Consider the following 22129-nt stretch of genomic DNA (forward strand, 5'->3'; position numbering starts at 1 on the left):
AGGGAACCCGTGCACGCAGACTTCTCGCGCCTGACGTTCCGGCCCGGCAAGCACTACTCCGCGGTGCTGACCCAGCAGGGCCGGGTCCAGCTCGACGCCGACGCCAACGAGCAGGCCGCGATCGAGCGTTACCAGCTGCGCACGCTCGCCGCCGACCTGATCGGCCGCCGCGGCGGGCCGGCCGCGGCGGCCGGATTCGCGATCGGCTACGTGCCGGGCAACCACGACGTGGACGACCTCACCATCGGCGCCGGCCGGTACTACGTGGACGGCATCCTGTGCGAGGCCTACCGGCCCGAGCCCGGCCTCGCCGCGCCCGACGACGATGACCGGGCCGACGACGGCGACCGGGCCGGCGACGGCGACGCCGGGCAGGAACCGGCCGGCTGGACGTACTGGGACCAGCCGGACGCCTACCGGGACCAGGACCGCCCCGGCGACCGGCTGCCCGGCGCGTTCCCGTTCCTGGTCTACCTGAAGGTCTGGGAGCGCGGCGTCACCGCCGTCGAGGACCCGGAGCTCCGTGAGGTCGCGCTCGGTGCGGCGATGCCCGACACGGCGGCCAGGGCCAAGGTCGTCTGGCAGGTACTCACCCTGCCCGCCTCGGAGTTGAGCGTGCCGGACGGCGGGGCGTCGCGGGTCCGGGAGGCCTTCGACGCGTGGGCCGAGCCGCACGAGCGGCCCGCCTCCCGGCTGGCCGCGCGCGCCCGGCGGCCGGAGCGGGCGAGCGAGGACCCGTGCCTCACCCACCCGGAGGCCGCCTACCGGGGCCCGGAGAACCAGCTGTACCGGGTGGAGGTCCACCACGGCGGCCCGGCCGGCGGCGGGGCCGGGCGCGACGGCTCGGCCGGCGGCGCCACCTTCAAGTGGTCCCGGGAGAACGGCTCGGTCGTCCTCCCGATCGCCTCGGTCGAGGGCGTCTGGGTCGACCTCACCACCCTGGGCGACGACGACCGGCTCGGCCTCTCGGTCGGCGACTGGGTCGAGGTCGCGGACAGCGCGTACGTCAGCCGGGACGAGTCGGCGGACCTGCTCCAGGTGGAGGAGACCGACCTGCCGGGCCGCCGGGTGCGGCTGTCCGCCGAACCGGTGCCGGAGGTCGGGCGGCAGGCCGGGCGGCACCCCTTCCTGCGCCGCTGGGACCACCGGGCGCCCCGCGGCCGGGACGCCCTACCGCCGGTCGGCGGCGCCCTGCGACTCCGCGAAGGCGCCTGGCTCGACCTGGAGGACGGCGTCCAGGTGTACTTCCGGCCGAGCGGCGCGTACACCCGGGGCGACTACTGGCTCATCCCGGCCAGGACGGCCACCGGATCGGTGGAGTGGCCGCGGAACGAGGCCGGCGAGGCGCTGCTCCAGGCACCGGCCGGGGTCCGGGTGCACCACGCCCCGCTCGCCTGGGTGAAGGGCCCGACCACCGTCGTCGACCTCCGGCAGACCTTCGCCCCGCTGACGGCCGCCGCCCCGCCGGAGGCCTGACCCGGGCTCGGCGGACGCCGGGAGGCCTGACCGGGCTCGGCGCGGCCGACGCCGGAGACCGGTCAGGCCGGGGACGCTCCGAGGAAGCGCAGAACGGCGAGCACCCGGCGGTGGTCCGTGTCGATCACCGGCAGGTCGAGCTTGGCGAAGATGTTGTTGATGTGCTTGGCCACCGCGCTCTCGCTGACCGTCAGCGCCTCGGCGATGCCGGCGTTGGAGCGCCCCTCGGCCATGAGGCCCAGGACGTCCCGTTCACGAGGGGTCAGCCGGTCCAGCGGGTCGCTGCCCCGTCGCAGCAGCAGCTGGGCGACGACCTGCGGATCCAGCGCCGTGCCCCCGGCCGCGACCCGCCGCACCGCCGCCACGAACTCCTCCACATCGGCGACGCGCTGCTTGAGCAGGTAGCCCACGCCGCTGGTGTTGGCCGCCAGCAGGTCGGCCGCGTACCGCTCCTCCACGTACTGCGAGAGCAGCACCACCGCCGTCCGCGGCCACCGCCGACGGATCACCATCGCGGCGCGCACCCCCTCGTCGGTGAAGCCGGGCGGCATCCGGACGTCGACCAGGGCGAGTCCGGGCCGGTGCTCCTCCACCGCCGCCAGCAGCGCTTCCCCGTCACCGACTTCCGCGGCGACCTGGAAACCACCCATCTCCAGCACCTTGACCAGACCGATCCGCAACAGCACCGAGTCCTCGGCGATCACCGCTCGCACGGCAACTCCGCCGCGATGGTCGTCGGTCCCCCGACGGGGCTGCTGACGCGGAAGGTCCCGTCGACGGAGCCGACCCGCTTGGCCAGCCCGCTCAGCCCCGTACCGGCGGAGGCGTCGACACCGCCCAGTCCGTCGTCGGTGACATTCACCCGCAACACCTTCCCGACCCGCCTGACGGTCACCTCGGCACGTGTGGCGCGAGCGTGCTTGGTCACGTTGGCCAGCGCCTCGGAGATCACGAAGTACGCGACCGACTCCACCGCGGGCACCACCCGCTCCTCAAGATCGACCCGCAGGCGCACCGGCAACGGCACCCGGGCGGCCAACCCGGACAACGCCGCGTCCAGCCCTCGGTCCTCGAGGACGGCCGGGTGCAACCCGCGTACCAGATCGTTGAGTTCGGCGATCGCCTCCTTCGCCTCGAGGTGTGCCTCCGCGATCACCTCGCGGGCCTCACTCGACAGGTCGGGGCGCGTGGCCATGGCCAGGCCCAGGTTGACCGCGAGGGAGACCAGCCGCTGCTGGGTGCCGTCGTGCAGGTCACGCTCGATCCGGCGGCGCTCGGCGTCGACCGCCTCGATCAGGTCGGTGCGGCTCCCGGCCAGGTACTCGACCCGCTCCTGGAGCCGCTGGGCCCGGCTGGGCCCGAGCAGCGCCGACGCGAGTCGCGACTCCGTCCGGGCCACCGCCCCCGCCGTCCAGGGCGCGGCGCACAGGAGGGCGATGCCGGCCACCGTGTACCACGGCACCTGCGTCGCGTAACCGAACCAGTCCTGGCGGACCCCCGCCGGCAGCACCCACACCCAGCCGCAGCTGACGGCGCCCGCCAGGCCGGCGGCCGCCATCGCGAGCACCGACAGCTCCGACGCGGCCACCAACGGGCCCAGGAGAAGGTGGTATCCGAGCCGGCGCCAGATACGCGTCGAGGAGAGCCGTCGGGCGACCGCCGCCCACGACCACCGTTCCGGCGTGGGCGCCGGCCGGGGGATGTCCACGCCGAGGAGTGCCCGGTGGCGGTACCGTTGAACGGCCGTCAGCACCGGTACGCAGAGCGGGATCAGGGCGACCGACACGGTGAGCACCAGAGCCCAGTCCCCCGTCCTGGCGACGACCGTCGCGCCCCAGGACCACACGGGCACCAGGGCCAGGTGCGGCAGGACACCGGCGGCCAGGAAACCGGTGTCCCGCCGCATCCGAAGCGCCGAGCGCCTCGGCACGGGTGGAATCTTCATGATCCGACACTAGGACACCTCGACGCGGGCCTGCCATGGGCCTGGCACCCGACTCCGTGGTGGCACCAGTGCCACCGTTGTGACGGCGCGTTCGCCGGCGGCGACCGCGGAGTCACGGCAGGACCTTTCTAGTTGGGGGCGGCGGTCATGGAGGCGACGGCGTCGGCCACGCTGGACCGGTAGAGGCCCATCTTGGGGTTCAGCACCCGCGCGTCGCCGCCCAGCGGGAAGTTCCGGGTGTCCGCGAGGGGCATGGTGCCGTCCGGGTCGGCCAGCACGTTGAGTTCGGTGATGCCGGGGGTGGTACCGGTGGTGGCACCGCTCGGGTCGAGGTCGATCACCGCGTAGGCCTTCTGCCCGGCCGGGACGGAGTACCGCAGGGTGCCGCTGGCGAGCACCGGCTTGAGGTTCTTGCTCCGGTCGGGCGAGGCGGCGGCGCCCAGGTCGACCGCCGGGGTGGAGCTCAGGCTGCACGCGCTCTTGCCGGTGTTGTGCACCTCGATGACCCGCTGGCCGGGTGCTCCGGTACGGACCGTCACCTGTATCGCGAGGTTCTGGCCGTCGCACGGGCCGGCGGCGGAACCGGCACTCCCGCCGTCGGAGCGGGTGCCCGACGGGCTGGCGCCGGACGGCTTGTGCGATGCCGCTCCGGTGGCCGGCGCGCCTGCCGTGGCCGGCGCGCCCGCGGTGGGGGCACCGGAGGCCGGGCCGCCCGCCGCCGAGGGCGTGGCGGCCACCGTGGCGGCCGCGGAGGCCGTCGAGCCGCCGGCCGAGTCGGTGCTGTCGGGCCCGCAGGCGGTCAGCGCGAGCCCCGCCCCGACGACGAGGGCGACGGAGGCGAGCAGCGGGCGACGGTGGCGGACGGACATGGGTGGCTCCCCGATGGTGGTGCGTGCTGACTGCGTGGACACCTCACAAGACGGTCGGCCGACGGCTTTCGGTGGCATGAACAGCGTCACAGTCGTCAGGACATGACGAGGATCGGACTGTGACATTCGGTCGGGTGCGGTGGGGTTGACAGAGTGTCAGGCAGGGGGAAGGGCGCACGGCGGACGGGATCAGTCGCGCTCGTGCCGTGGGGGGGTGCGGCGGGCGCGGCGGGCGCGGCTCAGCGGCCGAGCCGCGCCTCCAGCCGGGCCTTGGTGAGCTGGAGCCAGGCGATGTAGGAGGCGCCGAAGGCGTAGCCGTGCTCATGGGCCATCGTGTGCACCTCGCGGGCCCAGGCGGCGTCGAGCTCGGGGATCTGCGGGTCGTAGCGATCGGGCATCGGCATGGCCGAGGAGTCCGCGTGCTGCTTGAGCCGGTACTCCAGCTCCGTGGTGACGAGGTCCAGGGCGATCTCGGGGTCGAGCTGCCCGGCGAAGAAGAAGCGCAGGGTGAAGTCGGGGTCCTTGGGGCGCGACGAGGGCTCGAAGGGAGACCTCGCCCACTCCAGGAGCGCGGTGCGCCCCTCCTCCGTCAGCCGGTAGACCTTGGCGTCCGGCCGGCCCTCGCGCGGGTCGACCTCGAAGTCGACCCAGCCGCGCTCCAGGAGCTTGGCCAGCCGGCGGTAGATGTGCGGGAGCTGGACGCCGTACCCGATGAACCGGCCCGGTCCGTCCATCCAGCGGCGCAGGTCGTAGCCGGACAGGCGGCGCAGGGCCAGCCCCCCGAGGATCACACAGTCGAGCTGCATGGGCCGCACCTATGTTCTGAGGAACTTATGACCGACAGATTTACCCGCCGGTAGGCGGATGTCAAGACTCCCACCCCGAACTCGTCACGCGTCGGCGGCACAGCGGAAGCCCGCGTGCCCGCTGGAGCTGTCCGGGCTGTTGGCGGTACGGGCGGCCACCCGGTAGCGGTTGCAGTAGGACTTGTGGCACATGTGGGAGCCGCCCCTGATGACCCTGTCGGTGCCGGCGGCGGGCCCGGCCGGGCCGACCGTCGGACGGCCCACCGGATGGTCGGTGGTCCACCAGTCGGCGCACCACTCCCAGACGTTGCCGGACACGTTGTACAGCCCGAAGCCGTTGGGTTCGAAGGAGTCGACGGGGGCGGTGCCGCGGTGGCCGTCGGCCGCGGTGTTCCTGGTGGGGAAGGTGCCGCGCCAGATGTTGCAGCGGTACTCCCCCTCCGGGTCCAGCTCGTCGCCCCACGGGTAGCGGGCCTGCGACAGGCCGCCGCGCGCCGCGTACTCCCACTCCGCCTCGGTGGGCAGCCGCTTGCCGGCCCAGGACGCGTAGGCGGCCGCGTCGTTCCAGGACACGTGGACCACCGGGTGGTCGCCCCTGCCCCGGACGCCGCTGCCCGGGCCCTCGGGCCGGTCCCACGCGGCGCCCTCCACCCCGCACCACCAGGGGGTGCGCCCGGGGCGCGGAGCACCGCGGCGCAGCTCGCCGGGCAGGAAGGCGGCGAAGACGTAGGACCAGCCGATGCGCTCCGCCTCGGTGCGGTACCCGGTGTCGGCGACGAAGGCGGCGAACCGGTCGTTGCTGACGGCGTGGACGTCGATGCGGAACGGGGCCAGCCGGACCGGGCGCACCGGGCCCTCCCCGTCGCCGGGGAAGCCCTCGGCGTCCTCGGTGCCCATCAGGAACTCGCCGCCGGGCAGCAGCACCGTCCCCTCGGTGCGGGCGGACCGGCGCGGCGACGGGAGCGGAGCCGGGAGCGGAGCCACCGCTCCTCCCCCGGACGGCATGCAGCAGCGGGCGGGTGCGGTGGAGTCGGTCATGCGGGGGTCCTTCCGTGCTCGCCGGGACCTATCGCCTCCGGCAGTTATGTTCTAACGTACATAGGGTCGCGGACCCCGGCCGGAGGCGGGAGGCCTTCCAACTACGGCAAGGCCCTGATGGTGATCGCCGGCGCCGACGGCGAGGTCAGCGATCCGGAACTCGACTGGCTGATCGACCACCAGCGGCGGATGGGCGCACCGGACGACGTCTGACCCGTCCGACCCGCCTGACGCGTCCGCGGATGCCGCACCGGCGCCCTGCGCCGCGGGCTCCGGGTCACTCCCCGGCGGCGAGCCAGCGCAGCCGTCCGTCCCTGGCGTACGTCCGGCAGGTGAGGGCGACGCCCGCCGAGGACGTCGCGGTGGCACCGGCCTCCCGGCACTTGCGGTGCGGCTCGTTGCAGCTGCCCTTCTTCTTCCCGGGTATCCGAGCGCAGTTCTCGGTGTCGTGCGCCTCCTTCCCCTCGGGCGAGAGGTTGTCGTAGTTGCTCCCGTCGTGCCGCCCGGGCGAGTCACCGCCCGCGGTGCCGGCTCCGGCGGGCCTGCCCGGTGCGGCGGCCGCCCGGGTCGGGGCCGGCTCCGCGGGCGCCGTCGGCTCAGCGGGCGCCGTCGCCTCGGCGGTCGGCGTCGGCGGAGCGGGCGGCTGGACCGGCACGGGCGCGGCGGACGCGCTCGGCGGGGTCGACGGCAGCAGGGGCGAGGACGGCGCGGCCGGAGTCGCCGCCCCGGCGGCGGAGGAGGCCGGCGCGGAGGCCGAGACCGCGTCGGACGAGCCGGGGCCGCAGGCCGTGGCCGCGGCGAGGAGCAGACCCACAGCGGCCGCCGCCGCTGCCTTCCGCAGGGTACGTACGCTGATCTCGGAACTGGGCATCGGGCCAGTCTAGGCAACCGATGATCTTGGTCTTCCCGGTGGTACGGGTCCCGCCTCCGCCGAGGCCGCGGTGCGCCGGCCCGGAGGCGAAAGGGGCTGCGGCGAGGGACAGTTGCCGGCCCGCGCCACCGGGCCCCCGTCCGTCCGGCCCGTCGGCCTCCGGCAACGGCTGCTACAGTGGCAGTGACCTGTAGTCGTGTGATCGAGGAGTGGCAGACGTGGCGGGTGACGACGACATCTCCGGGTGAGATCCGGATCTGACGGCCACTGGCCGGTGCTTCGGGAGCGCCGCCGAGGTGGTTCGTTTCGTCGACCCCTTTTCCACACGTCTGCCCAGGGCAGAGGTCTGTCTCCCTGCCCTCATTCCGTTCGAGGTCATCTCCATGTCCGACGCTGCCGTCGTCTGCTCCAACGTCTCCTTCGCCTGGCCCGACGACACCCGGGTCTTCCACGACCTGTCCTTCACCGTGCCCGCCGGCCGGACCGGGCTGGTCGCCCCCAACGGTGCCGGCAAGAGCACCCTGCTCAAGCTGATCTCCGGCGAACTCAAGCCCGCCACCGGCTCGGTGACCGTCACCGGACGGCTCGGCCACCTCCGCCAGAGCCTCCCCCTGACCTCCGGCCTCACCGTCGCCGAGGTCCTCGACGTCGCCGGGATCATCCGGGCCATCGACGCCGTGGAGTCCGGGGACGTCGACGAGCGGCACTTCACCACCATCGGCGACGACTGGGACATCGAGGAGCGCACCCGCGCCCAGCTCGACCGTCTCGGCCTGACCGACCTCACCCTGGACCGCGGCCTGGACACGCTCAGCGGCGGCCAGATCGTCTCCCTCGGCCTCGCCGCCCAACTGCTCAGGCGCCCCGACGTGCTGCTGCTCGACGAGCCCACCAACAACCTCGACGCGGAGGCCAGGCACAAGCTCTACGACGTGCTGGCGGACTTCAACGGCTGCCTGCTGCTGGTCAGCCACGACCGCGCGCTGCTCGACCGGATGCAGCACATCGCCGAACTCGGCAACAGCGAACTTCGCTTCTACGGCGGCAACTTCACCGAGTACGAGGAGGCCGTCCAGGCCGAGCAGGAGGTCGCGGAGAAGAACGTCCGCAACGCCGAGCAGGAGCTGAAGCGGGAGAAGCGGGAGATGCAGCAGGCCCGCGAACGCGCCGAGCGCCGCCAGAGCAACGCCGCCCGCAACCTCAAGAGCGCCGGCCTGCCCCGCATCTTCGCCGGGAACATGAAGCGCGGCGCCCAGGAGTCCGCGGGCCGGTCCGGCCAGGTGCACGCGGCCCGGGTCAGCGAGGCCAGGGCCAGGCTCGACGAGGCCGGACGCGCCCTGCGCGAGGAGCAGCGCCTCTCCCTGGACCTGCCCGACACCCAGGTGCCCGCCGGACGCAACCTCTTCCTCGGCGAGGGGCTTCAGGTCAGCCACGCCGGCCGGCCGGTGTTCGCCGACGGCGGCGTCGACCTGAGCGTGCGCGGCCCCGAGCGGATCGCGCTGACCGGGCCCAACGGGGCCGGGAAGAGCACCCTGCTGCGCCTGCTCACCGGCGAACTCACCCCGGACAGCGGGGAGATCAAGCGCAACGACGGACGGATCGCCTACCTCTCACAGCGCCTCGACCTGCTCGACCTCGACCGCACCGTGGCGGAGAACTTCGCCGCCTTCGCCCCCGAGCGGCCCGAGACGGAGCGGATGAACCTGCTCGCCCGCTTCCTGTTCCGCGGCGCCCGCGCCCACCTGCCGGTCGGCGTGCTCTCCGGCGGCGAGCGGCTGCGCGCCACCCTGGCCTGCGTGCTGTGCGCGGAGCCCGCCCCGCACCTGCTGCTGCTCGACGAGCCGACCAACAACCTCGACCTGGTCAGCGCCGGCCAGCTGGAGAGCGCCCTGAACTCCTACCAGGGCGCCTTCCTGGTGGTCAGTCACGACGAGCGCTTCCTCGCCGAGATCGGGGTGAACCGCTGGCTCCGGCTGGCGGACGGCACGCTGAAGGAGACGGGGGCGCCCGCGGTGTGAGCCGCCGGTGTGCGAAACGGCCCGCGCCGAGGCTCCGTGCCCGGCGGGCCGCCCCACCGCCCCTCGCACCGGAAGGATCCCCCGTGCTCCAGCACGCCCTCATCGCCCACGACGTCGTGCGCGACCTCGGCGGCCGACGCGTCCTCGACGGCGTCGGCCTGACCGCCGCCCCAGGCCACCGGATCGGCCTGATCGGGGAGAACGGCGCCGGCAAGTCCACCCTGCTGCGGGTGCTCGCCGGCGTGGACGAACCCGACGCGGGAAGCGTCTCGCGCCCCGCGGACCTCGGCTTCCTGCGCCAGGAGACGCCCTTCGAGGCCGGCGCGACCGTCGCCGCCGTCCTGGACGACGCGCTGCGCCAGGCCCGCGAGGAACTGGACCGGCTCGGCGCGGAGATCGCCCGCACCCCGGAATCCGCGCCCGGCCACGCGGAACTCCTGGACGCCTACGGCAGGCGGCTGGAACGGGCCCAGGGCCGGGAGTCCTGGGACGCCGACCGCCGCGCCACCCTGGTCCTCGACGGGCTGGGCCTCGGCGCGCTCGGGCACGACCGCGCGCTCGGCGGGTGACCCGCTCGGTGACCTGCTCCCCGAAGGAACAGTCTCCGGGGTCCGGTCCGCCGGTGTCAGTCCGGATGGTTCCGGATTCCGCGCGGTGCGGGGTGTGGCTAGCGTCCGGACCGTCGGACATCCGGCGGTCCGGACGGGCCGCCGTCACACGCCCTGGAGGCCACCGTGACCGCGAACCACCCCACCCGCAGGGGCATCCTGAAGTCCGCCGGCGGGCTCGGCGCCGCGCTGGCGCTGGGCGCCACGGGCGCGCTGGCGTCGGCGTCGCCCGCGGCGGCGGCCGGAGACGGGTTCGGCCTGAGCATCGTGGAGCGCGGCGAGGGCGACCCCCGGATGTGGTACTACCGCTTCCGCACCGCCGCGATCGGCTGGAACCCCGCCGTGAACGTGCTGCTGCCGGACGACTACCACAGCAGCGGCCGCACCTACCCGGTGCTGTACCTGTTCCACGGCGGCGGCACCGACCAGGACTTCATCACCTTCGACCGCGAGCACATCCGCGACTGGACCATCGGCAAGCCGCTCATCGTGGTGATGCCGGACGGCGGCCACGCGGGCTGGTACTCCAACCCGGTCAGCTCCAACGTGGGCCCGCGCAACTGGGAGGACTTCCACATCGGCCAGCTGATCCCGTGGATCGACGCCAACTTCCGCACCTACGCCGAGCCCGAGGGCCGCGCGGTGTCCGGCTTCTCGATGGGCGGCTTCGGCGCGCTGAAGTACGCCGCCAAGTACTGGGGCCACTTCGCCTCGGTGAGCGCCCACTCGGGCCCGGCCAGCCTGCGCCGGGACGGCAGCCTGGTCGCGAACTGGGCCAACCTCTCCGCGGCCGCGCTGGACCTGGCGGGCGGCACGATCTACGGTGCGCCGCTGTTCGACCAGGCGCGGGTGAGCGCCGACAACCCGGTGGAACGGATCGAGAGCTACCGCAACAAGCGGGTCTTCCTGGTGGCCGGGACGAGCCCCGACCCGGTCGACTGGTTCAGCCAGGTCAACGAGCCCCAGGTCCTCGCCGGGCAGCGGGAGTTCCGCTCCCTGCTCGACGGCGCCGGCATCCCGTACGAGGCCCACGAGCGGCCGGGCGGCCACGTCATCCGCGCCGACATGATGCAGCACGACATCGACGGCATCATCGACCGCCTGCGCAAGGCGTGAGGGGAGCGTCGGTGCGCTTCTCCCTCCCCCGCAGCGCCTCGCGGGCGGCCCTGGCCGCGGTCGCCCTGCTGCTGCCGGTCACCGTGCCGGCCGCCCCGGCCGCGGCCGCCGGGTTCGCGGCTTCCTGTCCCTCCGCCGGCTTCATCTCCCAGCACTACACCCAGGAGCACAACGGCATCGACATCGCCGCCCCGCACGGCACCCCGATCCACGCGGTCGGCGACGGCAAGGTGCTGATCTCCGGCCCGGCGCAGGGCTACGGCCAGTGGATCCGCGTCCTGCACGAGGACGGGACCATCACCGAGTACGGGCACATGTACGAGCGGGACGTGGCCACCGGCGACCACGTGACGGCCGGTCAGCAGATCGCCCTGATGGGCAGCGAGGGCACCGCCGACGGCCCGCACCTGCACCTGCGGGTCTGGGCCGACCCGGACGCGTCCGTGCGCACCGACCCGGAGCCCTACCTCGCCGAACGCGGCGTCACCGTGCCCTGCACGCCTGGCTCGGGCCCCCGTCCGACGCCGTTGGTGTATCCGGCGGAGTCGGGGCGGGTGGTCTCCGCGCGGTCGGCGGACGGACGCCTTGAGGTGTTCGCCGCCGGGGCGAACGGTGTCTCGCACGCCTGGCAGACGGCGGTGAACGGCGCCTGGTCCGAGTGGGAGAACCTCGGCGGCCCCGGCGGCGCGGAGTTGGCGATCGGACCGAACGCCGACGGGCGCCTGGAGATGTTCGCCATCAACGGCGACTCCTTCCAGCACCGCTACCAGCTCCAGCCCTCCGGCGCCTGGTCCGACTGGGAGACCTTCGGCACCGGCGGCCACGACATCGCCACCGGCACCAACCAGGACGGCCGCCTCGAAGTCTTCGCCTCAGGGCCCAACGGCATCTACCACAAGTACCAGACGGCACCCTCCGCCGGCTGGTCCGAGTGGGAAGCCACCGGCGGAGGACCCGCCAACAGCGAGATCGAACTCGGCAAGGCCCCCGACGGACGCCTCGAAGCCTTCGCCCTCAACGGCACCACCTTCCAGCACCAGTGGCAGACGGCCGTCAACGGCACCTGGTCCACCTGGGACACCTTCGGCGAAGGCGGCCACGACCTCACCGTCGACCACAACCAGGACGGCCGCCTCGAAGTCTTCGCCTCAGGACCGGCCGGCGTCTACCACAAGTACCAGACCAACCCCACCAGTTGGTCCGGCTGGGAAGCCACCGGCGGCCCCGCCGACTCCCAGCTCACCAGCCACCCGACCGCGGACGGCCGCGTCGAGGTGTTCGCCATCAACGGCAGCACCGCACAGCACATCTGGCAGACCGGCATCGACGCCCCCTACAGCCCGTGGGAGACGTTCGGCGGAGGTGGCAACGAGATCGGCGCCGCCGCCAACGCCGACGGCCGGATCGAAGTCTTCGGCACCAGCACCACCGGCGTCCACCACCGGTGGCAGACCGGATTCGCCACCTGGTCCGACTGGGCCTGGCTCAACACCACCCCCGGACCCGCCGTCGACTGACCCCGCCGGCGCCCCCGGGCCCATGGCCGTGCCCGGGGGCGCCGAGGCTCCGAACACCCGCCCGAGCCCTTCCCTCCCTCTTTGTCAAGTACCCTGCGGCATACGGTTTACAGTCGTGCGCGAAGAGGTACCGTTCGTCCGTCCGGCAACAGTCGGCACGCGAAACGGGGAGCGGTGCACAGCACCGGAGCGGTGCGCGGGACGGAGGAACGGTGAGCGGGATTGTCGTCCACCTGCCGGAGGGGAACGGCGACGACACGGTGACCTTGCGGCTCGGCCCCGGAGAGCGGGCACGCTTCGGCCGCGGCTCCGCCCGCACGCCGGTGGAGCTGCGCCTCGGCGACGAGACGGTCTCCCGGCTGGCCGGCGAGATCCACGCGACCGACGACCACTGGCAGTTGAGCAACCTCAGCAACACCCACGCCTGCCTGGTGGAGAACCCGGAGGGCGCCGGCGAGTACCTGCGGGTGCCACCGCGGCGGATCGGCGCGCCGATCCCCTTCGAGTTCTCCCGGGTGGTGCTGCCCTCCCGCCGGGAAACCCCGCTGTCCTTCCAGGTGTTCGCGCCCGACCACGTCTACCTGGACCCCCACGCCCGCGGCGGCTCCGGGGAGAGCCGCACCATGACGGCGTACTCGCTGGACGAGACCGCCACCTACTTCCTGGTCCTGGTCGCGCTCTGCGAACCGTGGCTGCGCGACCACTCCCCCGCCGCAGTCCCCACCACCCCGCAGGTGGTCGCGCGGCTGCACGGCCACCCCGCCTGCGCCCGGCTCACCGCCCGCGCGGTCAGCTCGCACCTCGACTACCTCGCCGACGAGAAGCTCCGCATCGACCTGCCCGACGGCGCGGGGCGCGCGGACCGCCGCAGCGGCAAGCGCGAGGCCGTCGTGGGACTCGCCCTGAAGTTCGGCATCGTCCGCGAGGAGCACCTCGCCCTGCTGCCGCGCCCCGAGCCCGTCGGGTCCGGACGGTAGGGGGAGGGCACCCATGGTGCACGACCGGGCCGACCCGGCCTTCCCCGGGGACGGTGAGGAACTGCTGCCGGCCGGCCACCGGGTCGGCGAGTGGACCGTCACCGGGCCCATCGGCGAGGGCGGCTGGGCGACCGTCTACGCCGCCCGCGGCACCGGCGCCGACGAGACGACCGGTACCGACGACGTGGACGGCACCGTCGCCCTCAAGGTGCTGCCGACCGCCGGACTCACCCCCCGCCAGGCCCGCCAGGTCGCCGAAGCCGCCCGGCGCGAGGCCGAGTTGGCCCGCGGCGCCCCGCACCCCCGGCTGGTCCGCCTGCTCGACACCCTCGTGCTGGCCGCCCCCGACCACCCCTCGCTCGACGGCGCGATCGTCCTGGTCATGGAACGGGCCAGGTGCACCCTGCGCGACCTGCTCGCCACCGGCGTCGACGAGGCCGGGGGCCGCCGGATCGTCGTCGGCATCTGCGAGGGCCTGGCCCATCTGCACCGCTCCGGCTGGGTCCACAGCGACCTCAAACCGGAGAACGTCCTCATCGGCCGGGACGGCGAGGTCCGCCTCTCCGACTTCGGCCTCGCCATCGAACTCACCGGCACCCACGGCCACTCCGCCCCGATGGGCACCCCCGACTACCTCCCGCCGGAACGCTGGAAGGAACCGCTCGGCGAACACGGCGTCAAGGTCCGGACCACCGCCGACATCTGGGCGCTCGGCATCGTGATCCACGAGGTCTTCGCCGCCGGTGTCCGGCCGTTCCCGGGCGACACCCCCACCGCCCGCTGCGCCGCCGCCCAGCAGTATGCCGAGGGCCGCGCCGCGCTGCGCCTGGCCGCCGCCGTCCCCCCGTTCTGGCGCGCCCTCGCCGCCGACTGCCTCGCCCCCACCCACGCCGCCCGCGCCCCGCACACCGCCGAGAGCCTGCTCGCCCGGATCCGCGCCCACCGGCCCGGCCCCCACCCACGCCGGCCGCGCCGCCCACGGCCGCGCACCGCGCTGCTCGCCCTCGCCTCCTGCGCCACGGCCGCCGTCACCGCCACCGCCCTCTGGCCGGACCCCGGTCCACCCGGACGCCCCGCCCACGTCCGGGTCTTCAACGCCGAACGCGGCTGCCAGGACCGCACCGACCGCGACCCCCAGTGCAGCCTCGGCCTCGCCGTCGACCCGACGCGCCCCTACACCGCGGGGAACGTCGTGCCCACCCGCGTCTGGCACAACGACACCCTCGACGCCGACTGCCAACTCCCCACCGGTCTGCCCGTCATCAACGAGGAGGACCTCACCTCCACCCTCTGGTACCGCATCCACCTCCCCGGCCCCACCACCGCCTGGCTCCCCGCCGTCCGCACCCGCGACCGCCCCGCACTCCTGCGCTGCCCCTGACCGCCGGCGGGCCCCCACGTCCTACCGGCCGCTCCCGCCCGTCGCCGCCCCGCCGCCCGTCGCCGCCCCGCGCAGGGACACCCCGAAGTGGGTGCGGAGCCGCCGCACCTCCCACCAGGCCACCGCCGTCACCGTCGCGGGACCGCCGACCACGGCGGCCAGCTGTACGGGCAGCGGACCGGGCGGCAGCCCGCCGAACACCAGCCCGATCACGGCGAGTTCCCAGACCAGGACGCCGGTCAGCACCGGCGGGAACACCGGGTGCACCCGGTCCATGGTGAAGGCCGTACGGACCACCGTCGGCGAGGCGAACACCACGAACATCACCACCCAGACCGGCACCGCCAGGACCAGCAGGTCGAAGACCTGCCCGACCAGCAGCACCCGCACCGACCCCCGCAGCTGCCCGGCCAGCCACAGCAGCACCGGAACCGCCGTGCACGCGCCGACGTACTGCAACGCCATCAGCACCGCCGGTCGCACCTGCGCCCGCATGGCCGGGCGCGCGGCCGGCCCGGCGAGCCTGAACAGCACCCCGACCACGACCGGCGCCGTCACCAGCACCAGCACCGGAGTGATCGTCAGCCGCATCTGCACCTGGTCGTTGGCCTCGCTCCAGTCGTCCGGTGACCCGTACACGGCCAGCACCACGAACCCCGCCGCGAGCGCCAGCCACCCCCGGGCCTTCTGTACCCGCAGCACCACCTGGTCGGTGATCCCCCGCGGCCCCGGCACGACGAACACCCGCCGTGCCAGCCGCCGCGCCGACCTGGCCATCGGGTAGAGCCCCAGGAACATCAGGAACGGCCACAGGCAGAACAGCGCCGGCACCAACGCCCACCCGCCGACCGCCCGCCGGGCGGGCGCCAGCAACTCCCGCAGGGTGGGCCACTCCTCGCCCCTGAACCGCTGCCGGAGCGGAACGCCCTGCTGCCGGAACTCCCCCTGGTGGAAGGGGTTCCGCTGGTAGGAACTCTGGTCCCCGTACGTCACACCAAGTCCTCACGCGGTCGCCGCCCTGCTGCCGGTACCCGGTCAGCCCTTGCAGCGCCGCACCCTACTGCCGCCCGCCCACACCCCGCACGCCCGGGCATCCACGCACCCGGGCGCCGCGCCGTGACGTGCGGTGACGCGCGCTCAGGCGGGTGACGCACCGGCCCCCGAGGCCCGGGGGTCAGTCCTCGGCCCGCCCCCTGAGGCCGTCCAGCACCAGGTCCGCCAAACGCTCCGGCAGGTCCGGCCCGATCGGGCGGTGGCCGAGCAGGGCGCGGGTCTGGAGCGGGGAGCAGAGCAGTTCCAGCGCGAGGGCCGTGTCGGTGCCCGCGGGGAGCTCCCCGCGGTCGACGGCCCGGTCGACGATGGCGCCGGCCTGATCGAGGCGGGACTGCCAGAAGGCCTGCCAGGCCTCGGCGAGGTCGGGGTCCCCGGCGCTGAGCGAGGCCGCCTGCGCGACGGACCGGCCGGCCGGCGTGGCCAGGTACTCGGCCAGCGCGCGGGCGAAGGCGGCCAGGTCGGTGCGGACGGCTCCGGTGTCGGGGACGGGGATGCCCTCGCTGCTCCCGGTCAGCATGGCGTCCAGCACGAGCTTCTCCCGGCTGCCCCAACGCCGGTACACCGTCGTCTCGTTGACCCCCGCACGGGCCGCGACCCCGGCGATGCTGAGCCGGGTGATGCCCTCCTCGGCCAGCGCCTCCAGGGTGGCCGCCAGAACGGCCTGGCGGACGCGGGCGGCTCGGCCGCCCGGGCGGCGCCGGACCGCCTCCGCTTCTTCCTCGGTCATGTGTCGATCACCTCGGCCACCACTCTAACGCAGGTCTTCTTGCATTAAGCGGCACCCAGGCGCATAGTCGCTAATGCAAGAGTTCCGGCTTTAAAAGCAGCAGGAGGCACCACCATGTCCTTCACCTGGCCCCTGGACCCGCAGGACCTGTTCGTCGAGCGCTACCCCCAGATGACCCTCGGCCTGCCCGCCGACGAGGTGGACGCGGTCCGCGCCGCCGTCACCGGGATGTGGCCCGACCGGCCCGGCGGCTGGGTGTACGAGTGGTCCGCCCTCGCCGCCCGGCACGCCGCGGCCGGGCACCACCGGCCGGCCGCGCAGGCGTACGGCTGGGCCAAGTTCCCCGCCCTGGCCGACGGCCCCAAGCGCACCGCGCTCGCCCGCCAGGTCGAGCAGTACCTCCTCGCCGCCCCCGGCTTCCCGGTGGAGTTCGAGCGCCGCACGCTCACCGTCCCGTACCGCGGCGGCGAGACCACCCTGCCGGTCCACCTGATGGCCGTCCCCGGTCTGCCCGCCGACGCGCCGGTGGTGCTGGCCAGCGGCGGGGTGGACTCCTGGAAGACCGACCTGCACGGCATGTGGGAGCAGCTCGCGCTCACCCTGCCCGCACGGCTGCTGCTGTTCGACCTCGCCGGCACCGGCGAGACCGCCCACCTGCCGATGACACCGGACGGCGGGGCCGAGGTGATCGCCGGACTGGTCTCCTTCGCCCGCACGATCGGCAACGGGAAGGTCGGCCACTTCGGCATCTCGATGGGCGGCTACTACTCCGCCCGGAACGGACTGACCGGCGCGGTGGACGCCTCCGTGGTGCTCGGCGGCCCGGTGGAGCGCTCCTTCGCCGCGGGCCGCGGCTTCGCCTTCGGCATGGAGGGCATCGTCGGCAACGCCCTGGGCTTCGACACCCTGCCGAGCCCGGCCGAGCGCGAGGCGGCCTTCGCGGCCTTCGACCTGCGCCCGCTGCTGGACCAGGACGCCAACGGGCCGATGCTGGTGGTCAACGGCACCGAGGACGTCCACGTCCCGCTGGACGACACCCTGGTGTTCGAGGGCCGCCGGGACACCCGGGTCGAACTGATCCCGGACACCGGCCACTGCGCCATCTCGCGCTTCGGCGAGGCGATGGCCGTGATCACCCCCTGGCTGGCGGACACCCTGGCCGGCTGACCCGGCGGTCCGGTCAGGGCACGGGCCCGCCCGGCGCCGCCTACGAGTCGGGCCCGCGCCCACGGGTCAGGCCTGGTCGCCGCCTCCGGCCCGGGCGGTGACCAGGCCGGACTCGTAGGCGGCGATGACCGCCTGGGCACGGTCCCGGACGTCGAGCTTGCCGAAGATGCTGGTGATGTAGTTCTTCACCGTGGAGGCGCTGATGTCCAGCGCGCGGGAGATCCCGACGTTGTCGAGGCCGCCGGCCATCAGCCGCCACACCTCGACCTCCCTGGGCGTCAGCCCGCACACGTCGGCCGGCGGCTGCGGGGCGCTCAGCGGCGCCCGGACGTAGGTGGAGATCAGCCGGGTGAGCAGCCGCGGGGCGACCGCGGCCTCGCCCGCGTGGACGGTGCGGATCGCCGCGCCCAGGTCCTCCGGCGAGACGTCCTTGGGCAGGAACCCGTGGGCGCCGGCGCGCAGCGCGGCCACCACGTACTCGTCCATGTCGAAGGTGCTGAGGGCGAGGACCCGGCAGCCGGGCAGGGTGCGGGCCAGCTCCCGGGTCGCGTCGACCCCGTCCAGGACGGGCATCCGGATGTCCATCACCACGACGTCGGGGCGCAGCCGCTGGGCGAGGGCGACGGCCTGCTCCCCGTTCTCGGCCTCGCCGACCACCTCGAAGGACGGGTCGGGCGAGAGGATCAGCGACAGTCCGCGCCGCACCAGCGGCTGGTCGTCCGCGATCATGACCCTGATGCCCGGCGCCGCGCTCATCGGGCGGCCGTCCCGTGCTGGACGGCCGCGTCGGCCGTCTCGTCGGAGGCCAGCGGGAGGTCCGCCAGCACGGCGAACCCGCCGTCCGGCCGGGGGCCGGCCGCCAGGGTGCCGCCGTGCAGGGCGACGCGCTCGCGCATGCCGATCAGCCCGTACCCGCCCCGGCTCCCGGCCGGCGGCGGCTCCTGGGCCGGCACGCCCCCGCCGTCGTCGCACACTTCGACGGTGACCCGGTCGGGACGGTACGTCAGGAGGACGCGGGCGCGGGCGGGCCCCGCGTACTTGCGGGTGTTGGTGAGGCCCTCCTGGACGATCCGGAACACCGTCAGGCCGACGGTCGGCGGCAGCGGGCGACGGGGCCCGAGGACGCTGAACTCCGTCGGCAGGCCGACCCTGCGGGACTCGTCCACCAGCCGGTCGAGGTCCTCCACCCCGGGCTGGGGCGCCGGCGGTGCGGCGTCCGGCTCGTCGCCGGCCCGCAGGACGTTCAGGAGCTGGCGCATCTCGCTCAGGGCCAGCCGCCCGGAGGACTCCAGGGTGACCAGGGCGTCCCTGGCCACCTCCGGGTTCGCCAGGTTGGCCCTGGCACCGCCGGCCATCAGCTGCATGGTGGTGATGTGGTGCGCCACGATGTCGTGCAACTCCCTTGCGATGCGGCGGCGTTCGCCGGCCACGGCGCGGTCGGCCAGCAGCCTGCGGTTGGCCGACACCTCCCGTTGCCAGCGCGCGACCCCGAGTCCGGCGCCGGTCACCAGCAGGGCGGAGCAGGAGGTGGCGACGAGCCCCTGCCAGGTGGGGAGCCCGAAGTGGCTCTGGCTCAGCATCATCAGCACCGTCGTCGCGGCGGCGGCCGCGGCCGTCACCGGGCCGGTGCCGGCCCGGGCGACCGAGTACAGGCCGACGATCAGGACGGCGCCGAAGTGGTCGCTCGGCGGGATGGACAGGTCGACCCCGGCCTCGATCACCAGGACCGCGGCGAGCGCCGGCAGCGGGCGGCGGCGGCGGACGAGCAGCGGCAGGGCCGACAGCGCGACGAGGAGCAGGCCCGGCGCGCTCACCCTGCGCACCCCGTCCAACTCGCTGAAGAGCAGGTAGTTGAGCAGGTCGAGCGTGCAGGCGACGGCGGCGACCAGGGCGTCGGTGTGGGTCCACGGCGCGTTGTCGCCGCCCTGCGGACCGTCCGCCGTACCCGCCCCGCCCGCCGTACCCGTCGCCCCCGCAGCGGGGCCCTGCCGCCCGCCCATGGTCGTTCCCCTCACTGCCCGGCCAGCGCCGCGCGTCCCTCACCGGCCCCGGCACGGGCGTCCACCCGCGCTGATCAGCCCCGACGGCCCCATTGTGTCATCGGCCCACCCCGCCCCGGCATGGTCCCAGCGGCCGATCACGGCGGCACCGGCCAGGACCACGGTCCCGGGTCCCGGCCCGGCCGGGGAGCTGGGGCCCCGGTACGGATCGTCCGGAGCAGGGACGTGTGCGGCCCCTCCCGGGTGATGGTCTGGAACCCGGCCGGGAACCCCCGGCGCCGAGACTGCTGTCGTGGACGTCCGCGTCCACCGTCGGAGGAAAAACGTGATCCGCGCACTGACCGGGTTCTCCACCAGGAACCCATGGAAGGTCATCGTCCTGTGGGTGGTGCTGGGGGTCGCCCTGAGCGGCCTGACACCGGCCCTGATGGCCCGCGTCACCCAGAGCCAGAGCGCGGACTTCCTGCCCGCCTCCTACGACTCGGCCGCCGCGCTGCGGATCGCCGAGGAGAACTTCGGGCTGAAGCCCGACGCCACCACGGTGACGGTGCTGGTCGCCAGGACCGACGGCGCCGCCCTCACCGCCGCCGACCAGCAGCGGATCGAGGCCGAGGCGGCGAAGCTCGCCGGGCGCCGGGTCGCCATGCCCAGGAAGAGCGACGAGCCGGCCTTCCTCGTCCCCGACCGCTCCCAGACCCCCCGGATCGCCCCGGCGATGACGGCACCCGACCGGAGCTTCGAGCTGCTCTCCGTCGAGCTGGTCGGCACCCCCTCGGACGAAGGGGTGCAGGGCGTCTTCCGGGCCTTCCGGGACTCCGCCAGGACGCAGTTCTCCGAGGCGGGGATGCGCACCGGCTACACCGGAGGACTCGCCGACGCGGTGGACACCGCCGACGCCCACGGGACCGCGGTCAAGGTCGGGGGCGCCCTCGTCATGGGGCTGATCGTCCTGCTCAACGTGCTGGTGTTCCGCAGCGTGGCGGCGGCCCTGCTGCCGCTGCTCGCGGTCGCCATGATCGGCGGCACGGCCGGCGGGGCGGTGGCCGGCGCGGCGATGCTGACCGGTCTCAAGCTCGACGCCGGCACCCCCGGACTGATCTCCGTGGTCCTGGTCGGCATCGGGATCGACTACCTGCTGTTCCTGCTCTTCCGGTTCCGCGAGCAGCTGCGGGCGCGGCCCGAGCAGCCCGCCCGCGAGGCGGCGGCCCAGGTCTCCGCCCGGGTCGGCACCGCGATCACCTCGGCCGCGCTGACCATCGTGGCCGCCTTCGCCACCCTCGGGGTGGCGAGCTTCGGCCAGTTCCGTTCGCTGGGCCCGGCCATCGCCATGGCGGTCCTGGTGATGCTGCTGGGCAGCCTCACCCTGATGCCGGCCCTGCTCGCCGCGTGCGGCCGCGGGATGTTCTGGCCCTCCCGCACCCTGAGCCACCGCCCGCGCGAGGGCTTCGCCGCCCACTTCGGCGCGCTCGTCGCCCGCCGGCCGCTGCCGATGCTGCTCGCCGCCGTCGCCCTGCTCGGAGTGCTGGCCGCCGGGATGGCCGGGATCCGGATGGACTACGGCCAGGGCGGCGCCACCGGGAAGACCCAGGCCGCGGCCACCGCCGCCGAGATCTCCCGCGCCCTGCCGGCCGGCGTCTCCGACCCGACGAGCGTCTACGTCGTCACCACGGACGGTTCCACCCTCGCCCCTCAGCGGCTGGACGGCCTCGCCCGGGCCCTCGCCGGGGTCGACGGCGTCGGCAAGGTCGGCGGAACCGCCTTCGACGGGGGCCGGCACGCCGCCAGGATCGACCTCTACCTGAACACCGACCCGCAGAGCCAGCGGGCCCGTGACCTGGCCTCGGGCCCGGTCCGCGCCGCGGTCGCCGCCCACACCCCCGCCGGGACCACGGCCCACGTCGGCGGCACGGCGGCGGTGTTCGCCGACATCTCCGTCGCCGTCGACCACGACCTGGCGGTCGTCTTCCCGGTCGCCGCCGCCCTGATCGCCCTGATCCTGCTGGTGCTCCTGCGCAGCCTGCTCGCCCCGCTGGTCCTGATGCTCTCCGTCGGGCTCGGCTTCGTCGCCACCCTCGGCGCCGCCACCCTGCTGTTCCAGCACGGTCTGGGCGAACCGGGCGTCAGCTTCACCCTCCCGCTGGTGCTCTTCCTGTTCGTGGTGGCGCTGGGCACCGACTACAACATCCTCATCACCGACCGGATCCGCGAGGAGATGCGGGTCCCGGGGCCGACCCGGGCCGCCGTCGCCCGCGCCGTCCGGCACACCGCGCCCGCCATCGCCACGGCCGGCCTGGTCCTGGCGGGCTCCTTCGCCACCCTCGCCGCCACGCCGGGCAGCGAGCAGGTCGCCTTCGCGCTGACGCTCGGCATCCTGCTCTCCGCCGTCGTGCTGTCGCTGGTCCTGGTGCCCGCCGTGGCCGCGCTGCTCGGCCGCGCCATCTGGTGGCCCCTGCGCCCGGCCCGCCACCGCACGGCCGCGCCGGCCCCGGAGCCCGTCCACGTCCCCGCGCCCTGACCTGCCTCACCCGCCTCCTGCCACGGCCGGAACCGGACGATCACC

General features: G+C 74.4%; 18 protein-coding genes and 1 pseudogene. 9 read left to right on the plus strand and 10 right to left on the minus strand.

Features of this window, described 5'->3' with window-relative positions:
- The first annotated feature begins 9 nt into the window (after window positions 1-9).
- On the plus strand, window positions 10-1476 hold the full coding sequence (locus ACIQOW_RS24355) for a DUF6519 domain-containing protein (RefSeq protein WP_401088258.1): 1467 nt from the start codon (window positions 10-12) through the stop codon (window positions 1474-1476).
- Between the two features lie 62 nt (window positions 1477-1538).
- On the opposite strand, the gene ACIQOW_RS24360 is transcribed toward ACIQOW_RS24355, so the two are convergent.
- The 6 genes from ACIQOW_RS24360 to ACIQOW_RS24385 all read right to left on the minus strand — a co-directional run bounded on the left by ACIQOW_RS24360 (window position 1539) and on the right by ACIQOW_RS24385 (window position 7005).
- Complete coding sequence (locus ACIQOW_RS24360) at window positions 1539-2189, minus strand: response regulator (protein WP_401088260.1); 651 nt, start codon at window positions 2187-2189, stop codon at window positions 1539-1541.
- The gene (locus tag ACIQOW_RS24365) at window positions 2177-3421 is read right to left on the minus strand and encodes a histidine kinase (protein WP_401088262.1); all 1245 of its coding nucleotides are present in this window, start codon (window positions 3419-3421) and stop codon (window positions 2177-2179) included. Before ACIQOW_RS24365 ends, ACIQOW_RS24360 begins: the two co-directional genes overlap by 13 nt.
- A gap of 128 nt (window positions 3422-3549) precedes the next feature.
- On the minus strand, window positions 3550-4290 hold the full coding sequence (locus ACIQOW_RS24370; protein ID WP_401088264.1) for a hypothetical protein: 741 nt from the start codon (window positions 4288-4290) through the stop codon (window positions 3550-3552).
- 239 nt (window positions 4291-4529) lie between these two features.
- Window positions 4530-5096 carry a PadR family transcriptional regulator gene (locus tag ACIQOW_RS24375; protein ID WP_401088266.1) on the minus strand — a complete coding sequence of 189 codons (567 nt, stop codon included), beginning with the start codon at window positions 5094-5096 and terminating at the stop codon, window positions 4530-4532.
- Window positions 5097-5180: 84 nt separating this feature from the next.
- The gene (locus tag ACIQOW_RS24380) at window positions 5181-6134 is read right to left on the minus strand and encodes a formylglycine-generating enzyme family protein (RefSeq protein WP_401088268.1); all 954 of its coding nucleotides are present in this window, start codon (window positions 6132-6134) and stop codon (window positions 5181-5183) included.
- 277 nt (window positions 6135-6411) lie between these two features.
- Window positions 6412-7005 carry a hypothetical protein gene (locus ACIQOW_RS24385; protein ID WP_401088270.1) on the minus strand — a complete coding sequence of 198 codons (594 nt, stop codon included), beginning with the start codon at window positions 7003-7005 and terminating at the stop codon, window positions 6412-6414.
- Between the two features lie 383 nt (window positions 7006-7388).
- Here ACIQOW_RS24385 and abc-f point away from each other — a divergent pair, with 383 nt between their 5' ends.
- From abc-f to ACIQOW_RS24415, 6 genes and pseudogenes are all read left to right on the plus strand, one after another.
- Window positions 7389-9023, plus strand: coding sequence for a ribosomal protection-like ABC-F family protein (gene abc-f, locus ACIQOW_RS24390; RefSeq protein ID WP_401088272.1), 1635 nt, complete (start codon window positions 7389-7391; stop codon window positions 9021-9023).
- 83 nt (window positions 9024-9106) lie between these two features.
- Window positions 9107-9586 (plus strand): annotated as a pseudogene (locus ACIQOW_RS24395) (ATP-binding cassette domain-containing protein); the annotation flags it as partial.
- Between the two features lie 171 nt (window positions 9587-9757).
- Window positions 9758-10747 carry an alpha/beta hydrolase gene (locus tag ACIQOW_RS24400; protein WP_401088274.1) on the plus strand — a complete coding sequence of 330 codons (990 nt, stop codon included), beginning with the start codon at window positions 9758-9760 and terminating at the stop codon, window positions 10745-10747.
- Window positions 10748-10758: 11 nt separating this feature from the next.
- On the plus strand, window positions 10759-12264 hold the full coding sequence (locus tag ACIQOW_RS24405; RefSeq protein WP_401088276.1) for a peptidoglycan DD-metalloendopeptidase family protein: 1506 nt from the start codon (window positions 10759-10761) through the stop codon (window positions 12262-12264).
- A 212-nt stretch (window positions 12265-12476) separates the two neighbouring features.
- Window positions 12477-13241: a serine/threonine protein kinase gene (locus ACIQOW_RS24410; protein ID WP_401088277.1), complete on the plus strand. Its 765-nt coding sequence runs from the start codon at window positions 12477-12479 to the stop codon at window positions 13239-13241.
- Between the two features lie 13 nt (window positions 13242-13254).
- Window positions 13255-14622, plus strand: a complete 1368-nt coding sequence (locus ACIQOW_RS24415) for a serine/threonine-protein kinase (RefSeq protein ID WP_401088279.1) — start codon at window positions 13255-13257, stop codon at window positions 14620-14622.
- A gap of 21 nt (window positions 14623-14643) precedes the next feature.
- Here the strand turns inward: ACIQOW_RS24415 and ACIQOW_RS24420 are convergent, their stop codons facing one another.
- The gene (locus ACIQOW_RS24420; RefSeq protein WP_401088281.1) at window positions 14644-15615 is read right to left on the minus strand and encodes a hypothetical protein; all 972 of its coding nucleotides are present in this window, start codon (window positions 15613-15615) and stop codon (window positions 14644-14646) included.
- A 181-nt stretch (window positions 15616-15796) separates the two neighbouring features.
- The gene (locus tag ACIQOW_RS24425) at window positions 15797-16402 is read right to left on the minus strand and encodes a TetR/AcrR family transcriptional regulator (RefSeq protein WP_401088283.1); all 606 of its coding nucleotides are present in this window, start codon (window positions 16400-16402) and stop codon (window positions 15797-15799) included.
- A 114-nt stretch (window positions 16403-16516) separates the two neighbouring features.
- On the opposite strand from ACIQOW_RS24425, the gene ACIQOW_RS24430 reads away from it, so the two are divergent.
- A complete protein-coding gene (locus ACIQOW_RS24430; RefSeq protein WP_401088285.1) occupies window positions 16517-17569 on the plus strand; it encodes an alpha/beta hydrolase in 1053 nt (350 codons plus the stop codon).
- A 66-nt stretch (window positions 17570-17635) separates the two neighbouring features.
- Here ACIQOW_RS24430 and ACIQOW_RS24435 read toward each other — a convergent pair whose 3' ends face one another.
- Together ACIQOW_RS24435 and ACIQOW_RS24440 are read right to left on the minus strand one after the other, a co-directional pair.
- Window positions 17636-18325, minus strand: a complete 690-nt coding sequence (locus ACIQOW_RS24435; RefSeq protein ID WP_401088287.1) for a response regulator — start codon at window positions 18323-18325, stop codon at window positions 17636-17638.
- Entirely contained in the window at window positions 18322-19569 is a 1248-nt protein-coding gene (locus tag ACIQOW_RS24440) for a sensor histidine kinase (protein ID WP_401088289.1), read from the minus strand. The genes ACIQOW_RS24435 and ACIQOW_RS24440 overlap by 4 nt, the downstream gene beginning before the upstream one ends.
- A gap of 325 nt (window positions 19570-19894) precedes the next feature.
- On the opposite strand from ACIQOW_RS24440, the gene ACIQOW_RS24445 reads away from it, so the two are divergent.
- Window positions 19895-22084: an MMPL family transporter gene (locus ACIQOW_RS24445; RefSeq protein WP_401088291.1), complete on the plus strand. Its 2190-nt coding sequence runs from the start codon at window positions 19895-19897 to the stop codon at window positions 22082-22084.
- Window positions 22085-22129 lie beyond the last annotated feature (45 nt).

The organism is Kitasatospora sp. NPDC091335, from assembly GCF_044757205.1.
Classification (GTDB): Bacteria; Actinomycetota; Actinomycetes; order Streptomycetales; family Streptomycetaceae; genus Kitasatospora.

Excerpts from the sequence above, each read along its gene's own strand:
- ACIQOW_RS24365 (WP_401088262.1), bottom strand. The coding sequence starts at position 3,421 with ATGAAGATTCCACCCGTGCCGAGGCGCTCGGCGCTTCGGATGCGGCGG.
- ACIQOW_RS24370 (WP_401088264.1), bottom strand. The coding sequence starts at position 4,290 with ATGTCCGTCCGCCACCGTCGCCCGCTGCTCGCCTCCGTCGCCCTCGTC.
- ACIQOW_RS24415 (WP_401088279.1), top strand. The coding sequence starts at position 13,255 with ATGGTGCACGACCGGGCCGACCCGGCCTTCCCCGGGGACGGTGAGGAA.
- ACIQOW_RS24430 (WP_401088285.1), top strand. The coding sequence starts at position 16,517 with ATGTCCTTCACCTGGCCCCTGGACCCGCAGGACCTGTTCGTCGAGCGC.
- ACIQOW_RS24385 (WP_401088270.1), bottom strand. The coding sequence starts at position 7,005 with ATGCCCAGTTCCGAGATCAGCGTACGTACCCTGCGGAAGGCAGCGGCG.
- ACIQOW_RS24380 (WP_401088268.1), bottom strand. The coding sequence starts at position 6,134 with ATGACCGACTCCACCGCACCCGCCCGCTGCTGCATGCCGTCCGGGGGA.
- ACIQOW_RS24440 (WP_401088289.1), bottom strand. The coding sequence starts at position 19,569 with ATGGGCGGGCGGCAGGGCCCCGCTGCGGGGGCGACGGGTACGGCGGGC.
- ACIQOW_RS24375 (WP_401088266.1), bottom strand. The coding sequence starts at position 5,096 with ATGCAGCTCGACTGTGTGATCCTCGGGGGGCTGGCCCTGCGCCGCCTG.
- ACIQOW_RS24425 (WP_401088283.1), bottom strand. The coding sequence starts at position 16,402 with ATGACCGAGGAAGAAGCGGAGGCGGTCCGGCGCCGCCCGGGCGGCCGA.
- ACIQOW_RS24435 (WP_401088287.1), bottom strand. The coding sequence starts at position 18,325 with ATGAGCGCGGCGCCGGGCATCAGGGTCATGATCGCGGACGACCAGCCG.
- abc-f (WP_401088272.1), top strand. The coding sequence starts at position 7,389 with ATGTCCGACGCTGCCGTCGTCTGCTCCAACGTCTCCTTCGCCTGGCCC.